Origin of the sequence: Streptomyces sp. DG1A-41 (assembly GCF_037055355.1) — a bacterium.
GTDB lineage: Bacteria > Actinomycetota > Actinomycetes > Streptomycetales > Streptomycetaceae > Streptomyces.
Map to the genome: position 1 here is coordinate 8,829,556 of NZ_CP146350.1, position 17,126 is coordinate 8,846,681.

At 70.1% G+C, this 17,126-nt stretch carries 13 protein-coding genes and 1 pseudogene; 10 read left to right on the plus strand and 4 right to left on the minus strand.

Annotated features, from left to right (window positions below):
- The first annotated feature begins 25 nt into the window (after nucleotides 1-25).
- From V8690_RS40845 to V8690_RS40870, 6 genes are all read left to right on the plus strand, one after another.
- On the plus strand, nucleotides 26-1,477 hold the full coding sequence (locus tag V8690_RS40845; protein WP_338785053.1) for a glycosyltransferase: 1,452 nt from the start codon (nucleotides 26-28) through the stop codon (nucleotides 1,475-1,477).
- Nucleotides 1,478-1,786: 309 nt separating this feature from the next.
- Nucleotides 1,787-1,921, plus strand: coding sequence for a hypothetical protein (locus V8690_RS40850; protein ID WP_338785054.1), 135 nt, complete (start codon nucleotides 1,787-1,789; stop codon nucleotides 1,919-1,921).
- Nucleotides 1,894-2,034: a hypothetical protein gene (locus V8690_RS40855; protein ID WP_338785055.1), complete on the plus strand. Its 141-nt coding sequence runs from the start codon at nucleotides 1,894-1,896 to the stop codon at nucleotides 2,032-2,034. Before V8690_RS40850 ends, V8690_RS40855 begins: the two co-directional genes overlap by 28 nt.
- A 60-nt stretch (nucleotides 2,035-2,094) precedes the next feature.
- Nucleotides 2,095-3,261 carry a glycosyltransferase gene (locus V8690_RS40860; RefSeq protein WP_338785056.1) on the plus strand — a complete coding sequence of 389 codons (1,167 nt, stop codon included), beginning with the start codon at nucleotides 2,095-2,097 and terminating at the stop codon, nucleotides 3,259-3,261.
- 1,306 nt (nucleotides 3,262-4,567) lie between these two features.
- On the plus strand, nucleotides 4,568-6,220 hold the full coding sequence (locus V8690_RS40865) for a sensor domain-containing diguanylate cyclase (RefSeq protein ID WP_338785057.1): 1,653 nt from the start codon (nucleotides 4,568-4,570) through the stop codon (nucleotides 6,218-6,220).
- 472 nt (nucleotides 6,221-6,692) lie between these two features.
- Nucleotides 6,693-7,547 (plus strand): IS630 family transposase, encoded by an 855-nt coding sequence (locus tag V8690_RS40870; protein ID WP_338785058.1) that lies wholly within the window; start codon nucleotides 6,693-6,695, stop codon nucleotides 7,545-7,547.
- A gap of 65 nt (nucleotides 7,548-7,612) precedes the next feature.
- On the opposite strand, the gene V8690_RS40875 is transcribed toward V8690_RS40870, so the two are convergent.
- The 3 genes from V8690_RS40875 to V8690_RS40885 form a co-directional block, all read right to left on the minus strand.
- On the minus strand, nucleotides 7,613-8,983 hold the full coding sequence (locus V8690_RS40875; protein ID WP_338785059.1) for an FAD-binding oxidoreductase: 1,371 nt from the start codon (nucleotides 8,981-8,983) through the stop codon (nucleotides 7,613-7,615).
- 372 nt (nucleotides 8,984-9,355) lie between these two features.
- Nucleotides 9,356-9,778: a hypothetical protein gene (locus V8690_RS40880; RefSeq protein WP_338785060.1), complete on the minus strand. Its 423-nt coding sequence runs from the start codon at nucleotides 9,776-9,778 to the stop codon at nucleotides 9,356-9,358.
- 252 nt (nucleotides 9,779-10,030) lie between these two features.
- Nucleotides 10,031-10,675, minus strand: a complete 645-nt coding sequence (locus V8690_RS40885; RefSeq protein ID WP_338785062.1) for a CBS domain-containing protein — start codon at nucleotides 10,673-10,675, stop codon at nucleotides 10,031-10,033.
- Between the two features lie 506 nt (nucleotides 10,676-11,181).
- Between V8690_RS40885 and V8690_RS40890 the strand changes: the two genes are divergently transcribed.
- From V8690_RS40890 to V8690_RS40905, 4 genes and pseudogenes are all read left to right on the plus strand, one after another.
- Nucleotides 11,182-11,868: a CPBP family intramembrane glutamic endopeptidase gene (locus V8690_RS40890; RefSeq protein WP_338785063.1), complete on the plus strand. Its 687-nt coding sequence runs from the start codon at nucleotides 11,182-11,184 to the stop codon at nucleotides 11,866-11,868.
- A gap of 135 nt (nucleotides 11,869-12,003) precedes the next feature.
- A pseudogene (locus V8690_RS40895) lies at nucleotides 12,004-12,190 on the plus strand (transposase); the annotation flags it as partial.
- An 84-nt stretch (nucleotides 12,191-12,274) separates the two neighbouring features.
- On the plus strand, nucleotides 12,275-13,198 hold the full coding sequence (locus V8690_RS40900) for a hypothetical protein (protein WP_338785064.1): 924 nt from the start codon (nucleotides 12,275-12,277) through the stop codon (nucleotides 13,196-13,198).
- 174 nt (nucleotides 13,199-13,372) lie between these two features.
- Nucleotides 13,373-15,535, plus strand: a complete 2,163-nt coding sequence (locus tag V8690_RS40905) for a SpoIIE family protein phosphatase (RefSeq protein ID WP_338785066.1) — start codon at nucleotides 13,373-13,375, stop codon at nucleotides 15,533-15,535.
- A gap of 156 nt (nucleotides 15,536-15,691) precedes the next feature.
- On the opposite strand, the gene V8690_RS40910 is transcribed toward V8690_RS40905, so the two are convergent.
- Nucleotides 15,692-16,879 (minus strand): type III polyketide synthase, encoded by a 1,188-nt coding sequence (locus V8690_RS40910; protein WP_338785067.1) that lies wholly within the window; start codon nucleotides 16,877-16,879, stop codon nucleotides 15,692-15,694.
- Nucleotides 16,880-17,126: the final 247 nt, after the last annotated feature.

Consider the following 17,126-nt stretch of genomic DNA (forward strand, 5'->3'; position numbering starts at 1 on the left):
CGCTCCGTCGACCTACCGTAGCGACATGTCCCGTCGTATCCCACATGCGCTCATCCTTGCGGTATCGGTAGCTTGGTCCGAGTTGCGCCACGACCCCATTCGGGCGATACTGCTCGGCGTTCGGATGTCGCCGGCGGCTGTCCGGCACCGGCTACGGGGCCTGGAGCGGCGGCTCGCCGTCCGCGCCCGGACAGCCGGGCCGACCGCGGCGCCGTCCGCGGCGCGGATGCCCAAACCCGTCGGACGAACCGTCCGGCCCGCGCCGGGCCGCGTACTCCATCTCGTCACCAACGGGCTTCCGTTCAAGCACGCCGGCTACACCGTGCGCACCCAGGCGCTGGTTGAGGCGCAGCGGGCGGCCGGGCTCGATCCACACGTCGTGACACGCATCGGGTTCCCGGTGGCGCAGGGGGTGCTGGACGCCCGACCGCTGCAGATCGTGGGCGACGTGCCCCAGCACCGGCTGCTGCCGCTGATGCTGCCGTACGGGCAGGGCGCGGTGCTGGCCCGCAACGCCGAGCTGGCCGGCCGTCTGGTGGAGCGGCTGCGGCCCAGCGTCCTGCACGCGGCAACCGACCACGGCAACGGGCGTGTGGCGCTGGCCCTGCGCGAGACCTACGGGCTGCCCGTGGTCTACGAAGTACGTGGGTTTCTGGAGGAGACCTGGCTGACCCAGGCCCCGGGACGGTCACGGGACGACGAGACCTACCGCGCCCGGCGCGAGCTGGAGACGTACTGCATGCGTGAGGCCGATCTGGTGCTGACGCTGGGCGCGGCTATGAAGGCCGAGATCGTAGCGCGAGGGGTGCCCGAGGAGCGGGTCCTCATCTCGCCGAACGCGGTGGACGAAACGTTCCTGGCTCCGCTGCCGGACGGCGCGCCGCTGCGTGCCCGGCTCGGCATCGCCCCGGACGACCTGGTCGTCGGCACTGTCAGCAGCCTTACGCCACACGAGGGCATCGGCACTTTGCTCCGTGCGGGTGCCGAGTTGCGGCGCCGGGGAGCCCCTCTGCGACTGCTGATCGTGGGCGACGGTCCCGAACGCCCGGCACTGCAACGACTGGCCGCCCGACTGGGCCTCGACGACGGCATCGCTCTGTTCGCCGGTCGGGTGCCACACTCCCAAGTGCGCGACTACTACGCCGCGTTGGACGTCTTCGCACTGCCACGCACCGACGAGCGCGTGTGCCATCTGGTGACCCCCCTCAAGCCGGTCGAGGCGATGGCGGTCGGCCTTCCCGTCGTCAGCAGCGATCTCACAGCCATGCGGGAACTGGTCGAGCCGGGCGTGAGCGGCCTGCTAATTCATCATAAATCATCTCGTGTCTGGGCAGATTCTCTAGAAAGACTTCTTTACTGTAAAACGCGACGAAATGAATGGGGAGCAGCCGCCCGCGAGCTGGTCGCGCGCGAACGCACCTGGAAACGCGTCGCGGCCACGACCCGTGAGGCGTACCGCAGTCTCGGATGCGTCTGAGTCCCAGATCCCCCAGCGGCACCAGCCAGCGTCCTGCACCTTTGGTCCATCACGTCCTGCCGTCCGGCAGGGCCTGCCTTGAGGCGGAGTGAATCGCTATGCAGTCCTCACCGGCCGAACCGCTCGGGGAATCGAGCGCACAACTAGCGGAGGAAGAACGGTACGACCGCGTCGAGCTCGCGGTGATCGGGCTCGGTTACGTAGGACTGCCGCTCGTGCGCGAGGCGGCCTCCGTCGACCTGAGAGTCGTGGGTCTCGACCGGGACCCGCGGGTCGTCGCGGGGCTACGCCGGCTCCCATGTCGACGACGTGCCGGACGAGGACGTCCGCCGGATGCGGGAGGCGGGATTCAGGGCGTACACGGACGACGCCTGTCTCGCCCGGGCGCGGACCGTGGTGATCTGCGTGCCGACCTCATGGCGGCAGTTCGCGATCACGACCTGACGGTCCTGCTGCAGGACCACTCGGCCTACGACCTGCCTTTGCTCGCCGACGAGGCCCGCCTGCCGTTCGACACCCGAGGCCGGATCTTCCAGCCCGGGGTCGAAGTTCTGTAGACCGCCACCTATCCCACCCGGCCCAACGGCCCCACTTACGGCTAGTTATGAGGTTCTTCGATGCGTGTACTCGTCGCCACCATCGTGCACCACCCCGAGGATGCACGGATCCTGCACCGGCAGATCGCCGCCCTGCGGGAGCGCGGGCACCAGGTTATGTACGCCGCGCCGTTCGCGGCATGCGGGGTGACGCCGCGGCCGGGCGTCGAGGGCGTGGAGCTCCCCCGGGCCGCCGGCCGCGACCGCCGCGCGGCGCTGCACGCGGCCGGCGATCTGCTGGCCGAGCGAGGGCCGGAGGCGGACGTGGTGCTGCTGCACGACCCCGAACTGCTGCTGGCTCTGCCCGGCGCGATGCGCCGCTGGCGGCATGGCGGGCGGGCTCCGGTGACGGTGTGGGACGTGCACGAGGACACAGCAGCGGCGCTCGTCATGAAGCGCTGGGTGCCGGGAGTGCTGCGGCCATCGTTGCGGCTGGGAGTGCGGGCCGCTGAACGGCTGGCGGAGCGGCATCTGCGACTCCTGCTGGCCGAGGACGCGTACCAGGCCCGCTTCCGCCATGTTCACCCCGTCGTGCCGAACTTCGCGACCGTACCGCCTCTCCCGCCCGAGCAGCCCCGCGACGACCGCGTCGTCTATCTGGGGCGCCTGTCGCGGCCGCGCGGCGTACTGGACATGATCGAAACGGCACGGCTGCTGGGACCTGCCGTGCGGGTCGAGGTGATCGGCGAGGCGAACGCGGACGTACGAGAGGTACTCACGCAGGCCGACCGGGAAGGAGTGCTGCGCTGGTACGGTTTCCTGCCCAACGACCGTGCACTCGCCAGGCTTTCGGGCGCTCTGGCCGGCCTCTCCCTCCTTCACGACCAGCCCAACTACCGCCACTCACGCCCGACCAAGGTCGTCGAGTACATGGCCCACGGTGTGCCGGTCGTCACCACGCCCACCCCGCTCGCGTCGGAGCTGGTCGAGCGGCACGGCTGCGGACTGGTCGTACCGTACGAGGATCCGGCGGCCGCGGCGGACGCCGTGCGGCGTCTGCGCGCCGACCAGGCACTGCGAGTGGGCGCGGCCCGGCGGGGTCGCGAGGTTGCCCTGTCCGGCCTGAACTGGCAGGTCAGATCGGCCGAGTTCGTGGCCCTGCTGGAGCGATGGGTGAACGAGGCGGACGCCGCCAGGAACGCCGCTTCCGGCTCCGCGCCCATGAGTGACGCGGTTCTGGCCGGCTGACCTGCCCTCCGCCCGGCCCGGGCGACGCCCCGGCACCCGCCAGCTGGACACGGCACTGTTTGTCGCCCGCCGGCAGATGGCCGATGCCATGAGACGAGAGCAGCCCCTCCGCCACTGAACCCGCGCCGACGGCGGCTTGAAGATGCGCGGCACCGTCCGGGACCCACGCCGAGGTGGATCTGGGGCAGTCGGCCCATGCCCGGCAAGAACCGAGGACCGCGAACCGCCCGTTCCAGCCCCGTGAGTGGGTCAGTTCCCGGATTTGATCCCCTGGGCTGCGAGGCAGCGGACGGCTCACCTTCTGGCCCGGTGGTAGGGCCGGGGACGTGCGACAGCATCACCGCAGTCTGCCAGCGGAGGGATCTGACCCGGCTGCCGCCGCAGTCAAGCCCGGGGCGTCCGTCTGGTCCTGACCACCCGTCTGTGTGGCTTCGTGCACTGCTGACAGCAGCATTTGGCCACCAGTCGGGAAGGCGCTGAGAGAAGCGAGCGCATGCGATGTCCATGGGAAATGACGGCGCTCCGGGGACGCGAGTGCAGGGGACGACCGGCTGTGGCTGCTTGACGTCTGTCCTATGCGCTGCGTGCGGGCTGAAGCGGTCAGTTGACGGCATCGGGTCCGCTGTCGGCGAATCCGCCTGGGTGCTCGGCGTTCGCGGTGCTTGGGTGTCGGGACGGAGATCCTTTCATGTCTCCTCCGGCAACGCATACGCCTCCCATGCCACGCCATTCTTCGGGATGTGGAGATAGCGGCGCGGGTCAGGGTGTCAGCCTCTGGGAGCTCGTCCGTTTTTCAGGTGAACTTACCGCTTTTCATGGGGGTGGGCGGTAGACATTCTTCTACGCTCTTATCCGGCAGGAGCAGTACGAACACGGTGTGCATGCCCTCTTTGGGCTCGGATGACCGTCGGGGGTTCGCATGAGGCCGGGACAGGTCGGTTGGTGGGGCTCGTTGCGCGCCGTTCGTATCGGCTGGTCGTCGGCGGCATGTGGGTGGGGCAAGGCTCTGGAGCTGGGATGCGTGCTTGCCGCCGCGGTGAGCGCGAGCTCGACGGCGGCGCTGTTCATCCCAGTCGGCGTCGGGGTGCCGGCTGCGCATGGTCTGGCCGCCCTGTCGCTGCTTGGGCGTGCCAGGACGGCCGCCGGAAGGGTCCGCCTTCGCCTTGCGCTCCTAGCGGTGTCTGTGGCAGCGGGTGGCCTTCACCACCTCGTGGTCAATCAGCTCCCTTCCTCTCGATGCAAACTCGGTGGTGGCCTCCACTTCGTCCTCCAACTGCTAGCGGCCACCGGAATCACACTGTGTCTGGTGCTGGGGGTCGCCGGGTTGGCCGTCGCGGTGTCGGACGGCGGCACGACGCTGGTTTGGCTGCGGCGAGTCCTGGACGGATGGATGATCGCAGGCTCCCTGCTCACACTGGGGTGGGTGCTGCTGCTGAATCGTGCCGACCAAAGCGGCGATGCCTTCGGGTCCTTGCAGGATCTGGCACGCGTTGTGACGGACGTCCTGGTCTTTGGACTTCTGGTGGCACTGCGCTACTCGCTGAAGCGTCCTGAGCGCACTGCGACAACGGTGGGTGTCCTGGCCCTCGTCGTGTTGTCCGCGAGCGACGTGCTGCGCATCCTCATGCCGGCCCCCGGCACCTGGTACGGCATTCCTTGCGCAGCGGCCTGCTCGATCACTGGCCTGCTCCTCATCGCCCTTGCCCCATGGCTGGCCGGAGGCACCAGCGTCGTTGACGTCGACCAGCGCACCATGCCCGTTGTCGGGGTCGTGGCCGCTTTCGTGCCCGTGGCCGTCTGCGTCCTGGCCTTGACAGCTCACACCATGGCCGGAGGCCGCACCGACATGGTTCTGCTGGTCCTGGCGGGTTTGCTGCCCATCTCGCTCGGTATCCGCCAGGGCATCATCCACGCCGATCACCTGCGTATCACTCGCGAAGCCATCACCCGGGAGGCGCTTTACCGCGCCATGGTCGACGGCACCCGCGACGTGATCACCATCGTCAGCCTGGACGGCCGCGTGCGCTACGTCAGTCCTGCCGCTCATCACGTCTTCGGTTACCGGCCTGAGGACCTGCTGGGTGCCCGTCTGCCCCTGTACTGCCACCCCGACGACCTGACGCCGCTGATGCAAGCAGTCGAGACGCTGCGGCAGGAAGCCGCATCAGGCATCCGCGGTCCGGGCCGCCGCGTGTCCTGCCGGGTCCGCCACGCCGACGGACGTTGGCGCCACGTCGAGTCGACGGTCAGCCACCACGGCGAGGGAATGATCTTCAGCAGTCGCGATGTGACCGACCGGGTCACCCAGCAGGAACAACTCGAGCACCTGGCCTTCCACGACGCGCTCACCGGACTGCCCAACCGGGCCCTGTTCGCCGACCGAGTCGCGCATGCCCTGCGCAAGCGGACCACTCGCGCAGCCCCACCCGCAGTGCTCTTCATGGACCTGGACGGCTTCAAGGCTGTCAACGACTCGGCTGGACATGCGGTGGGCGACGCTCTCCTGATCCACGCCGCTCGTCGGCTCCAGGCATCCGTACGGGCTGAAGACACCGTGGCCCGACTCGGCGGTGACGAGTTCGCCGCCCTCCTGGAGGGAGAGGCCGGGACGCACCCCTCACGTGCCAAAGACGTCGCCGAGCGAATCCTGTCTGCCCTGACACGGCCATACCAGATCGCAGGCAGCAAGGCGCTCGTCTCGGCCTCCATCGGCATGACACTAGCCCTCCCGGGCGTCACACCGGACGAACTCCTCCGCCAAGCCGATGAAGCCATGTACGCGGCCAAGAGAGCAGGCAAAGGCCGCATCCGCATGCACATCCCCCAGCCCCGCCAAACTGGCCACAGTCCGTCCCCCGAAACCCGCCAGACGGCCACTCCCCTCCAGGCGTCAGACGAACCGGCTGCGCACGGCCTGGGGCAGTGCCCCCGTGCTGCCGGCGGTACCCGGCACCCCTGATCCGAGCCTGATTGGCCGGCAGGGACTGGACATTGCCATGGGCCGTGAGTCAGAGCTTCGAGGTGCACCGGGAGCCGGCCCTACGTCTGGTGTCCCAGGCCGAAGCCCACACCCACTGGGCCTTCATCACCCTCATGACCCGCCGCCCAGCCCGCCCCCGCCGCGAAGCCGAGGCAGCCCCGACCACCCCTCACGATAGCCGTCTGAAAGCCCATCTGCTGCCGCGCGGCTGCCCACTGAGGTTTTCTCAGTGAAGATCATTTCCAGTGCCCATTGAGAACGAGTGCGGCGCGGGCTATGTCGCCGATTCTGCTAGGGCTGAGGGTGACGTGCTTGAGGGCTCGCCAGCGTTCCTTCAGTTCCGCCGCGGTCCGCTCGCCGCGCGCCCTCACGTGTCTGATCAGCGCACCCCGGCGCGGGTTCCTCGGTCCAGGGCGGTCTCCGCGTGGCTTTTGGGGCGGCGTACGGGCACGTGAATGCCGATGCCGGCGCCGATGTAGCCCTTGTCGGCGAGCGTGGGCAGCCCGTCGGCGGCGATCTGTGGACCCTGGAACGAGTCGGCGCGGTCGTCACCCGGGCGACGGGGGTGGTGTTGTCGAGGGCGTCGGTGTGGCGGCTGCTGACCGGCCGGCTCGGATGGAGCCTGCAAGGGCCCGAGCGGCGGGCGGTCGAGCGGAACGAGTCGGAGATCGCCCGCTGGATCGCGCACGAGTGGCCGCGCGTCAAAAAGGGGGCCGTGAACACACGGGCCTGCATCGTCTTCCTCGACGAAACAGGCGTCTTTCTGCTCCCTCAGATCCGCCGCACCTACTCGCCCCGAGGACGGACTCCGCTCCTGCGGCACCGCCTGAACTGGAAGCGCGCGTCAATGGCCGGGGCCTTGGGCTACCACTCCACCGACCCCGACCGCGGGGCCCGCCTGTGCTTCCGCCTCAAGCCCGGCAGCCACGACACCGCCGGACTCATCGAGGTCCTTCAGCAGAGGAAGGTGTTCTACCGCGGCGGGCGAGCGGTCCTGGTCTGGGACGGCCTGTCCGCCCACTGGAGCCGGGCGATGCGGGCCTGGGCCGACGAACGGGACTGGCTCACCCTGGAACGATTGCCCGCCTACGCTCCCGAGCTGAACCCGGTGGAACTGCTGTGGTCCTCGCTCAAGAAGCATGAACTCGCCAACCTCGCCGGCGACCACCTCGCCGATGTCGCCGACACCACCGAGCAAGGCATCCACCGCATCAAGGCCAACCCCCGACTGCCATGGTCATTCCTCGCCCATACCGGCCTGACCATCCGCCCACCACACCCACCGACCTTACGAAAAGATCAGTAGGGCCTGACGGCAGCGACCTCGCCGACGGCACCGCCACCCGGACAGCAGTCGCAGCGTCGACATCGTCAGCCGCTCGGGGGGATGTTCGCGTTGAGTCGGAAGAAATTGTCGGGGTCGTACTCGTTCTTGAGGGTCGCCAGTCGGTCGTAGTTGTCGCCGTAGGCAGCCCGTACCCGGTCCTGGCCTTCATCTCCCAGGTTGTTCACATACTCGGCTCCGACGGAGAAACGGCTCATCCTGTCCCACCACTGCCGTGCCCATTCCTTGTGCACTTCGCGTTCCTGCGGATCCGTCCATACCGACGCGGCGAAGTTGTCGTACTGCGCGTTCCGGTGGTGGAAGGCCGTTTCCGTGGCCGGGATGCGGCCGACGGCGCCGCCGTACTGCTGGAAGACGATGAGGGAACGGGGAGAGGGAGCGCTGGCGAAGTGGTCCACGGTGGCCTCGATCGCATCCTCCGTGATCTCCTCAAGGAAGTGGGACTTCCAGTAGTAGTGGAGGCCGATGGGGAAGAAAGGGTCACCGGCGGCTTGCAGCTCCGTGTACGGGACCGGCCCCACCTGGTCGGCGACGGGCGGGCCGAAACGCCGGAGCGGTTCCAGCACGCGCTCACCTCGCTCCATCGATCCGGCGTAGAAGACCGCGATGACGAATACCGGGTTACCGTCAGGCGAGGTCAGGAAAAAGGCGTCGGCGGTCAGCTCGTCCGGGGCTGAACGTGAGTATTCGTAGTAGAAACCGAGGGCTTCCCTGGCGCGTTCCAAGGGATGGACGATGATGCCTCCGAGTACCTCCGGGCCCACGGGGTGGAGTTGGAACTCAAGGGAGGTCGCGACCCCGAAGTTCGCGCCGGCCCCCCGCATGCCCCAGAAGAGGGCGGGGTTCTCCGTGGCGCTGGCTCTCCGTGGCTGACCATCGGCGGAAACGAGGTCGACGGACAGCAGGTTGTCGCAGGCGAGACCGTATGTCCGCGCGAGCCGGCCCACCCCGCCGCCGAGCGTAAGGCCGGCGACGCCGGTATGCGTGACGACGCCCGTGGTCGTGGCCAGGCCCGACACCTGTGTGGCGCTGTCCAGCTCGCCGAGCGTGGCACCACCTTCCACCCGGGCTGTCCGGTTGACAGCATCGACTGCGACATGGCGCATCCGTGAGAGATCGATCACCAGGCCGCCCACGCACACTGCTTTGCCCGCGATGTTGTGGCCGCCACCACGTACGGAAACAAGCAGATCGTGCTCACGCGCGAAGGTCACGGCCGTTGCGACATCGGCGCTCCCGGCGCAGCGGGCGATCAGTGCGGGCCGGTGGTCGATCATGCCGTTCCAGACTCTTCGGGCCCGGTCGTACGTGTCATCGCCGGGAAGGAGCAGTTCTCCACGCAGGCTCTCCGCCAGCGCTTGAGCGGCTGATTCCTTGAGAACGGCTCGTTCGCCCATCCTCGTAGTCACCTCGAGCGGAAGCATGGCGCTCCTTCTTGGGGTCTCGCGGATGGTGTGCAGGCAGGGCGGACCGTGACCAGGACGCGGATACGACATGCACCGAACCGCACCCCTACCAGCCGACCAGCCTGCGAACGCCGACGCAGTTCGGACTCGTCCCAACGGGTGACGACACCTAGAGCGGTACGTGGACTGGCCAGAACGACAGCCCGCTCCTGAAGACCCACGAGGCGGGCCGCCTCCTGAAGTCGCCGCTGGCAACTCCGGTGATGCGGGCCGGCCCGTTCCAGTGATCCGCGGCCCGATCTCCGCCACCGCGCACAATGGCCCCGGCCACAGCTTGAGTTGGCCGGCTGAGCGGTTCGCGGCCTACCCCGCCGACGGGGTTACGGGTCCTGGCGCGGCGGCGCGCGCCGGTCCGGGCCATGGGCGGGAGCGGGCCGATTGCCTTGACCACGCCCAGAACGGGGGCGGCTCTCCAGGCTGCGCATCGGCTTCCACGGCGCCGACTTTCTCGATGAGATGGCCGTGCAGCGCTGTCGGGTCGGGGCACAGGGCCTCGGCGATCAGGTTGATGGAGCCGGTGGCCGCGGCCACGTAGGCGAGTTCGTGGTGGCCGGTCAGGGTTCGGGCGACCTGGTCGAGGTGGGGACTCGGCGGCACCATCGTCGTCGCCCTGCTCGGCAGCGCCTTCTTCCACACCACCACATCCGGGGCTCCCGCGCAGGAGAGCGCCGCGCCGGCCGGCGCCCGGAACGCCTTCTGCGTCGCGTCAGGGCTGGTTCTCGCCACGGCTGCCGCCACCGCCTTCATGCGCCCGCGACAGCAACGGAGTTCCGCGTCCGCCGGTCCCGCCCAGCTCTCACGGGTGAGCGGGCAGGCGGAGCCCGGCGCACCGGAGCCCGGCCGCGCGGCCTCGCGCCGGGCCCCCTCCCTTGCGTTCGTCGCTGAAGGACGCCCGATGGCCTGGGAGGGCCGGGAGTTGGGTGACGTGCGCTGCCGGATTTCTGGTTCGAGAACCCAGCAGTTCAGGGCTTCGCGGCGTTAGCTCGCCCCGGCGGCGGCGAGGTGAGCGTCCACGGCGACGACACCGTCGACGCCCTGGCAGAGGCCCACGAGCATCGGCACCAGACGCGATTCAGGAAGGTGCCCCCGAAGGGTGACGACCCCGTCCCGGACCTCGACCGCGACGGTGCCCTTGTCCAAGCCGAGGATGCGCCCCAGGACGTCCTGCTCGACCTCGCCGCGGATCTCGGCGTCGGAGCGGATGAAGGCGTCGAGCAGGTCGCTGCGGGTGACGATGCCGATGAGGAGCCCGTCGTCGCCGACCACCGGCAGTTGCTTGACGTGCCGCCTGCGCAGTTCCCGCGCGGCCCGGGGGATCGTCCACTCGGCACGGGCGGTGAAGACGGGGCTGCTCATGAGCGCGCCCGCGGTTCGAGCCCGGGCCTTGCCCCAGGCGTGCTCGTCGTTCCCGTCCTGACCCTGCGGATCGGGCATGCCGGTCTCGTGCCGCAGCACGTCGGATGCGGACACGACGCCGACGGGAGCGCCGTCGTCGTCGACGACCGGGGCCGCGACGATGTCGTTCGCGTCCAGCAGGGCGGCGGCCTCATGGAACGGCGTGTCGGGGCGGAGGGTCACGACCTCCTCGGTCATCACGTCACCGACCGTGCGGCGGTACAGCATGACATCGACCTCCTCCGCTGTGCGACGGGGCGGCCGCGGCCGGTCCGCCCGGGCGGACCACACGCGGCACGCCGGCCTCCGCGCCCCTGCCGGCTCGTCCACGCCGTCTTCCCTACCCATGACAGCACCGCGCCGCTCCGGCGACCAGTGACGTTCGGCCTGGCGGGGAGGCTGCGGTCCCACGGCCAGGGATGCGGCCGAGTACGCGGCAGAGGCCGGCGACGCTGGGCGCCTGATCCTTGCGCTCGTCGATGGCGATCGCTTGGCAGAGCCTGTGCCGCTCGCGCGGCGGGTTCACCAGCACACTCCACCTGAGCACGGACGACCGCTGCCGCCCGCTGTCCCAGGCCGTCATGCCAGGCCGGCGGGCAGACTGCACCCCAGCCCACACCGGGGGCGCACCTTCGGCGCGAGCGCCTGGGCTGGAATACTCCTCAGTAGTAGCGCGCTCGTCCCGTCATCCCGGCTCCTGGGGTGGATCGCGGAATGCTGGTGACATTGTGCGAATGTTCTGTGTCCTCGCCCTCCTGGTGAGCGCGAACCTGCTCAACAATTGGCTCGCGCCCGGCGCCTACGTACCCACCTGCGTGGTCGCGACTGCCGCGCTGCTGCTGATCGCCCGGTGGGACGGCCTCACCCGCGCCGATCTCGGGCTCGACACGGCTGCCGTGTACCGAGGGCTGCGGTGGGCATCGGTCCTGGTGGGCGCAGTCCTTGCAGTCTTCATGGTCGGGCTTGCGCTGCCGGCCACCAGGGAGGCGTTCGAGGACGAGCGCGCCGCGGGCCTGTCCCTCGGGCAACTGCTGTGGCGGGTGCTGGTCCGGGTGCCGGTCGGCACCGTGCTGCTGGAGGAGGTCGCCTTCCGCGGTGTCCTGTGGGCCATGGTGCGGCGTCGGCGTGGTGCTGCGTGGGCCACGGCTGTGTCGTCGTCGCTGTTCGGGCTCTGGCATGTGCTTCCGTCACGCGGGCTGAGCCGGGCCAACGCGGCCGCAGCGGTCCTCGGCACGGGACCGACAGGCAGCGCGTTGTCCGTCGCGGCCGCCGTCGTCGCCACCACCGCAGCCGGGGTCGTCCTGTGCGAGCTGCGGCGCCGGTCCGGAAGTCTGCTGGCGCCCGCGGCGCTGCACTGGGCCGTCAACGGCTTCGGCTATGTGCTGGCCTGGGCAGTACCTCGTTGGAGGGGCGAGGACTGAAGCCGTTTGGCCGACGGGCGACGCGCGAGTGTCCTCGCGATAGGTCACCGCGCGGGCGAGAACGTTCGGCTGCAACCTGGCAGACACCGACGGCCGGACCAATCGTTCAGGGCATCCTCCACGGCGAGCGGAGGCGCACCCTGCTCTCCCGAGCGGCTGTTCTGCCACGTCTAGGCGGGGCGAAGACAGCACAGCCTCACAGTTCATCCCCGGCCGGCCGTACTCCTTCGTGGCGGTGCCGGAGATGGGCGCGGTCACCGACGCCCGGCTCCGCGACGCCGTCGAACGGCTCATCGCCACAGGCCAGCGGCAGCCCGGCGACGTCGCCCTGCAACGAACGAAAGCGGCTCGTTGCTGAGTACGAGTACTCATGTGCGCCTGGGCCGTGGCTGACAAGATCCCCGGCATGACGAGTGGCAGACGGGCGCTGACCGCCCTGCACCTCTTCCTGGTCTGGGCGGTGATGGCAGCCGCGGTGCCGATGCTCGGCTTCGGGCTGGTGGTGACGGCCTGGGGCGGTGGGGCAGGCGCGGCGGTGCCGGTGCTCCTGCTGGGCGTGCCCCTGACGGTGGGTCTGCTGTTCACGGCGGGCACACCGGCGCGGACCGTGGTGCCGCTGTGCGGCTCCGTGCCGCAGCGGCTCGGCTGGGCTGTGTCGGTCTTCGTCCTCGGGACGCTGGGTGTCCTGGCAGGTCTGGCCGCCTACGGTGGGGACGTCGACCTGGGCAGCGCCAGTACCCGGATCGCGCTGACGGGGGCGCCGTACGCTGTGGCCGCGGCGTTCTTCGTGCCGAACCGGTGGGTGCGGCCGGGGGCGGTGACCATACTGGCGGCCGCGGTGGTCTACGGGGGTTTCGTCGGGCCGGCGCAGGCGCAGCAGCGCCGGCAGGCGGCGGAGATCGCGCGGTACCGGGAGCATGCGGAGCTGCTGTACCTGGGCGCTGCCCCGCCCGGGATGCAACTGTCCCGTGCCGAGGCCGGCCCCGCCTACTTCAGCGTCGACTACCACGGTGTCCGGCAGGACGTGTTCGCGTACGTGGCGCTCACGGTGCGCCCGCCGTTCACCCCGACGCCCCGGTGCCCCGACCTCCTGGACAAGGGCGTGACCTGCGCGGTGGACCCGCACGGTGAGATGCGCATGGTCCGCGGCCTCCCCGGTGGCGAGCACGCCGTCACCCTCATCCGCCACTACCGGAAGGCGGAGGTCGAGGTGACCAGCCAAACCCTCGACGAACCCGGGCTGCGCCGTCTCCTGAACACCCTTCACCCGCTCTCGGACGAAGAGCTGGGGAAACTGATGCGGGAAAAGAAGATCGAGCGCAGACTCTGAACTCTGAGCTTGCACCCGCAGAAAGCCGGTGCTCCGGTCGTCGTCGACCCCGCTGATGTGGGCGAAGCAGCCCCCGGTGTTATTCAATGAGGTGTGCGGTCAGGGATCTCGGGGCCCGCCGCATGGGTACGAGTACTGCCCCGGCGCTGCGCCGGGGACTGCTGAGAGAGCCGCATGGACTCCACACCCTCCCCCTCGTCCTCTTCGGCGTTCGACCTGGTCAGCCGCGCCCTGGGGCGCTACATCCCGCGCGGCGGACCGGCAGCGGCCGCCGGTCCCGCCGACGCGCAGGGCGACCGCAGCACGCGCCGGCGCGTACTCGACGACCCGGCCGACAGCCGTCAGGAGCAGATCCTCGGCGCGGTCAACCTGGACAGGGATCTGATCATCACCCGCTGCAATCTGGACGCCCCCGTATTCACGGGTCTGGACGCCGTGGCCGGGAGGCCATTCGTCGAACTCCTGCCCCCCGGGGACGTACGCACGGTCACACGGAGGTTGCGGCAGGTGGTGGAGACCGGTGAGGCGCACGTGGCCCGGATCCAGCGCCTGCGGCGCCGTGACGGGTCGGAGCTGGTGGTCTCGATGAGCATCCTGCCCGCCGCGCCGCCTGAGGAGGGCCTGACCGTCTCGCTGATCGCCATGGCGAGGAGGCTGCACCTCTACGCAGCCGAGAACGCGATCGGTACCTCGCTGGACATCGGCGAGACCGCGCAGTCGCTGGCTGAGTCCCTTTTGGCCTGGGGAGACGTGGCCGCCGTCGACCTCGACTTCGCCGTGTGGACGGGCGAGGGAGTCAGCGGGCCGGCGAAGGGGCGTATCCGACTGCGACGGGCGGCCCTGGTGCCGGACCGGGCGTGGCCCGAGGGCTACGTGACTCCCGGCGACGATCTTCCCGGCGACGCGAGTCGCCTGCTGGCGCAGGCGGTCCTGCGGGACGATGTCCCGCAGACCATCGTCATACCCGACCGGGAGGCGGTCGAGCGGGTATTCGCCAGTCCACGAGTCGTGCATGCCCTGGTGCCCGGTGACCGGTCGGCGGGTGTGGCGTGCATACCACTGGTCCTGGACGGCGCGCCGCCCGTCGTCCTGGGCGTGGCGGAGGTCTGGCGGCGGGCGGACTGCCCCTTCCGCGACAGCGAGCTGTTCGACCTCCAGGAACTAGTGGCCAGGACCGCCCATCACGTCGACCTGGCTCGTCAGCACCAGCGCGAGCACACGCAGGTGCTGGCGTTGCAGCGCCGGCTCTTGCCGCGGACCGGCGGCGACACCATCCAGATCGCCAGCATCTATCAGCCGGCCACGCCGGACAGCGCGGGCGTCGGCGGCGACTGGGTGAACAGCTTCCCGCTGCCCGACGGCCGTACAGCGCTGGTGGTCGGTGACGTCGTCGGGCATGGCCTGGGAGCCGCGGCAACCATGGGCCAGCTGAGTATGGAGGCCCGCGCCCTGCTGTCCGCGGGGCTCGCGCCCGACGAGGTACTGGAGCACCTGGACGAGACCGTGACGCTGCTGGATGACGCCGATTCCGGGCTGGCGGCCGGCTACAGCGCCCTCGGGTCGACTTGCTGCATCGCCCTCTACGACCCGGTCAGCCACCACGTGGCGCTGTCCAGCGCCGGTCACCTCCCCCCGGTCCTGGTCTCCCCGGACGGGCACGCGGGCCCGCTCGCGGTCCGCCCTCATCCCGGCCTGGGCGCCGAGTTCGCGCTGCGGGAGCCGTTCGACGTGCACACGTTCGACGCACCCCCGGGTTCCCTGCTCGCCCTCTACACCGACGGCCTGGTGGAGGATCCGGCCGTGTCGATCGACGAGGGCATCGGCAGGCTGGCGGACGCCGTGTCCACGGTGCACCCCTGGGACGCCTTGCAGCAGGCCGCACGGCACGTCGTCTCGGTGCTGGCGCCCGGGCGCCAGCGCGACGATGTCACCCTGCTGCTCGCGCGGATGATCGGCTACCGCAAGGGGGACACCTCGACCTGGCGGCTGCCCGCCCGCGACGACACCCCCGCCCGTGCCCGCGCCCAGGTCTCCGCGCTGCTGAGGCGATGGCGCACCAGGGACGACACCCGGGACGACGTGGTGCTGCTGGTCAGCGAGCTGGTCACGAACGCGGTGCGCTTCGCCGCCGGTCCCATCACGGTACGGCTGATCAGGGCCGGTGACGGCCTGCTGTGCGAGGTGGGCGACACCGGCAACGGCAGGCCGCGGCTGAGGCGGGGCGGCCTGCTCGCCGACGGCGGTCGTGGCCTGCGCATCGTGCACGGGCTCACCACGCGGTGGGGGGTGCGGTGGACGGACACCGGGAAGGTGGTCTGGGCGGAGGTCGCGAGGTAGCGCGGCTACGCGGCCCGCGTACGGGAGCGCGGCGGGGGTGCGTGCGGCGTGCGCGTCAGTCACCGCCGACGGTACGGACGGCGCCCTCAGCGATACCGGCGACGTGACCGGTGATGCGGGCGGCCCATTGCCGGCAAACCGGGGCGCGGCCTCGCTCTACAGCCACTGCCCTTCCAAGGCGGTGGCGGTGAGACCCGGCGCCGCCGCGTACAGAACGGCGCGATTGCCGGGCTTTAGCTGCCCGGCGTCATGCGCCCGCCGCAGGATGTCGAACACGGCGGCGCCTCCGCGGTTGCCGCCGGAGTAGCTGTCCTTGCTGTAGTCCAGCAGCCCCGACGGCCACGCGTCGGGCATCGTTTGCTCCATGTACTCCAGCACTCGGGTCCCACCGGGGTGCGCGAGCAGGACGTCGGGGTGCCAGGAGTCGGGTTCGTCCTGGTAGCGGACCCGCAGCCACTCCCACATCGCGGTGACCGTCTCCTGCACGGCGCGCGGTCCGCGCCGGTCCATCACGAAGTGGGTGCCGTCCGCCCGTGTCTCCAGGCGGTGCAGGTCCTGGGTGCCGGGCAGGGTGTGGTGCCAGGCGGCGTCCAGCCGCAGCACCGACTCGGGCCTCGGGCGGCCCGTGACCACCGCGGCGACCGCGGTGTCCGCGAACAGCAACCGGACGATCAGAGACTCGAGGGTGTCGTCTGCGGGCTGGTAGGTCGTGCTCAGCGCCTCCGCGATGACGATCAGGACCACCCGGTCGGGGTCTGCGGCCACGAGTTCTGCCGCCAGCGCCAGGGAGCGGGTCCCCGCGATACAGGCCCACTGCGTGGCCGGCAGCATCATCACGTCGTTGCGGAGCGGAAGCTTGTCGGCCAGGGCCATGTCCAGACCCGGCAGCGCCGGGGTGGTGGAATGACTGGTGATCAGGCAGTCGATGTCCGCGGCGTCCAGCCCGGCTATCTGCAAGGCCCCGCGCGCCGCACGCTCCCCGTAGGACTGTACGGCCTCCCAGGCCGGTGCGGTGCGCTCCTGAATGGTCTGCGGCGCGGGTACGGTTTCGAGGGCGGCGATCACGCGGTCCACCTCCCGCTTAGTGAACCCGTCGCGTGCCAGCGCCTCCTGGGCCGGCTCGATGCCGACAGCCCGAAGGCCGTTGCCGTTGCCGGGCGCGACGGCGGTCTCCAGCGGCAGCATCCACCCGCGGGTCTCGATGCCCGTACTGGCCGCGATGCCGTCGATCCGCGGTGCCCACGCCGCATGCGGGTGCCGGTGGCGCACCTCTGCCACGATCTGGCTGGTCTTCACGGAGTGCTCGCCGTGTATCACGGCAGGAGGGCAGAGGTAAGCGGCCATAACGGGCACCTTCCAAGAGGGAACAAGGGATTACGGAGGAAAAGTCACAAGTGCTATGTCATGGGTCACTTTTTAGCTCTGTGGCCAGAGGATGCCGATGGGCTCCACTTCGGGAGTTGGTGTCCGTTTCGAGCATGGATGCTGCATGGCATTTCCGCTGTGATGGAGGCAACTTGAGCGCCTTGGAGTGCGTGATACGGCACACACCGCTGTATCTGGGCTCTCGGCGGTTCCGGCGGCCTTGCCC

What these genes read in the sequence shown, in the direction of transcription:
- V8690_RS40845 (WP_338785053.1), top strand. Translation starts at nt 26, where the DNA reads ATGTCCCGTCGTATCCCACATGCGCTCATCCTTGCGGTATCGGTAGCT.
- V8690_RS40855 (WP_338785055.1), top strand. Translation starts at nt 1,894, where the DNA reads ATGGCGGCAGTTCGCGATCACGACCTGACGGTCCTGCTGCAGGACCAC.
- V8690_RS40860 (WP_338785056.1), top strand. Translation starts at nt 2,095, where the DNA reads ATGCGTGTACTCGTCGCCACCATCGTGCACCACCCCGAGGATGCACGG.
- V8690_RS40875 (WP_338785059.1), bottom strand. Translation starts at nt 8,983, where the DNA reads ATGGGCGAACGAGCCGTTCTCAAGGAATCAGCCGCTCAAGCGCTGGCG.
- V8690_RS40885 (WP_338785062.1), bottom strand. Translation starts at nt 10,675, where the DNA reads ATGCTGTACCGCCGCACGGTCGGTGACGTGATGACCGAGGAGGTCGTG.
- V8690_RS40890 (WP_338785063.1), top strand. Translation starts at nt 11,182, where the DNA reads ATGTTCTGTGTCCTCGCCCTCCTGGTGAGCGCGAACCTGCTCAACAAT.
- V8690_RS40900 (WP_338785064.1), top strand. Translation starts at nt 12,275, where the DNA reads ATGACGAGTGGCAGACGGGCGCTGACCGCCCTGCACCTCTTCCTGGTC.
- V8690_RS40905 (WP_338785066.1), top strand. Translation starts at nt 13,373, where the DNA reads ATGGACTCCACACCCTCCCCCTCGTCCTCTTCGGCGTTCGACCTGGTC.
- V8690_RS40910 (WP_338785067.1), bottom strand. Translation starts at nt 16,879, where the DNA reads ATGGCCGCTTACCTCTGCCCTCCTGCCGTGATACACGGCGAGCACTCC.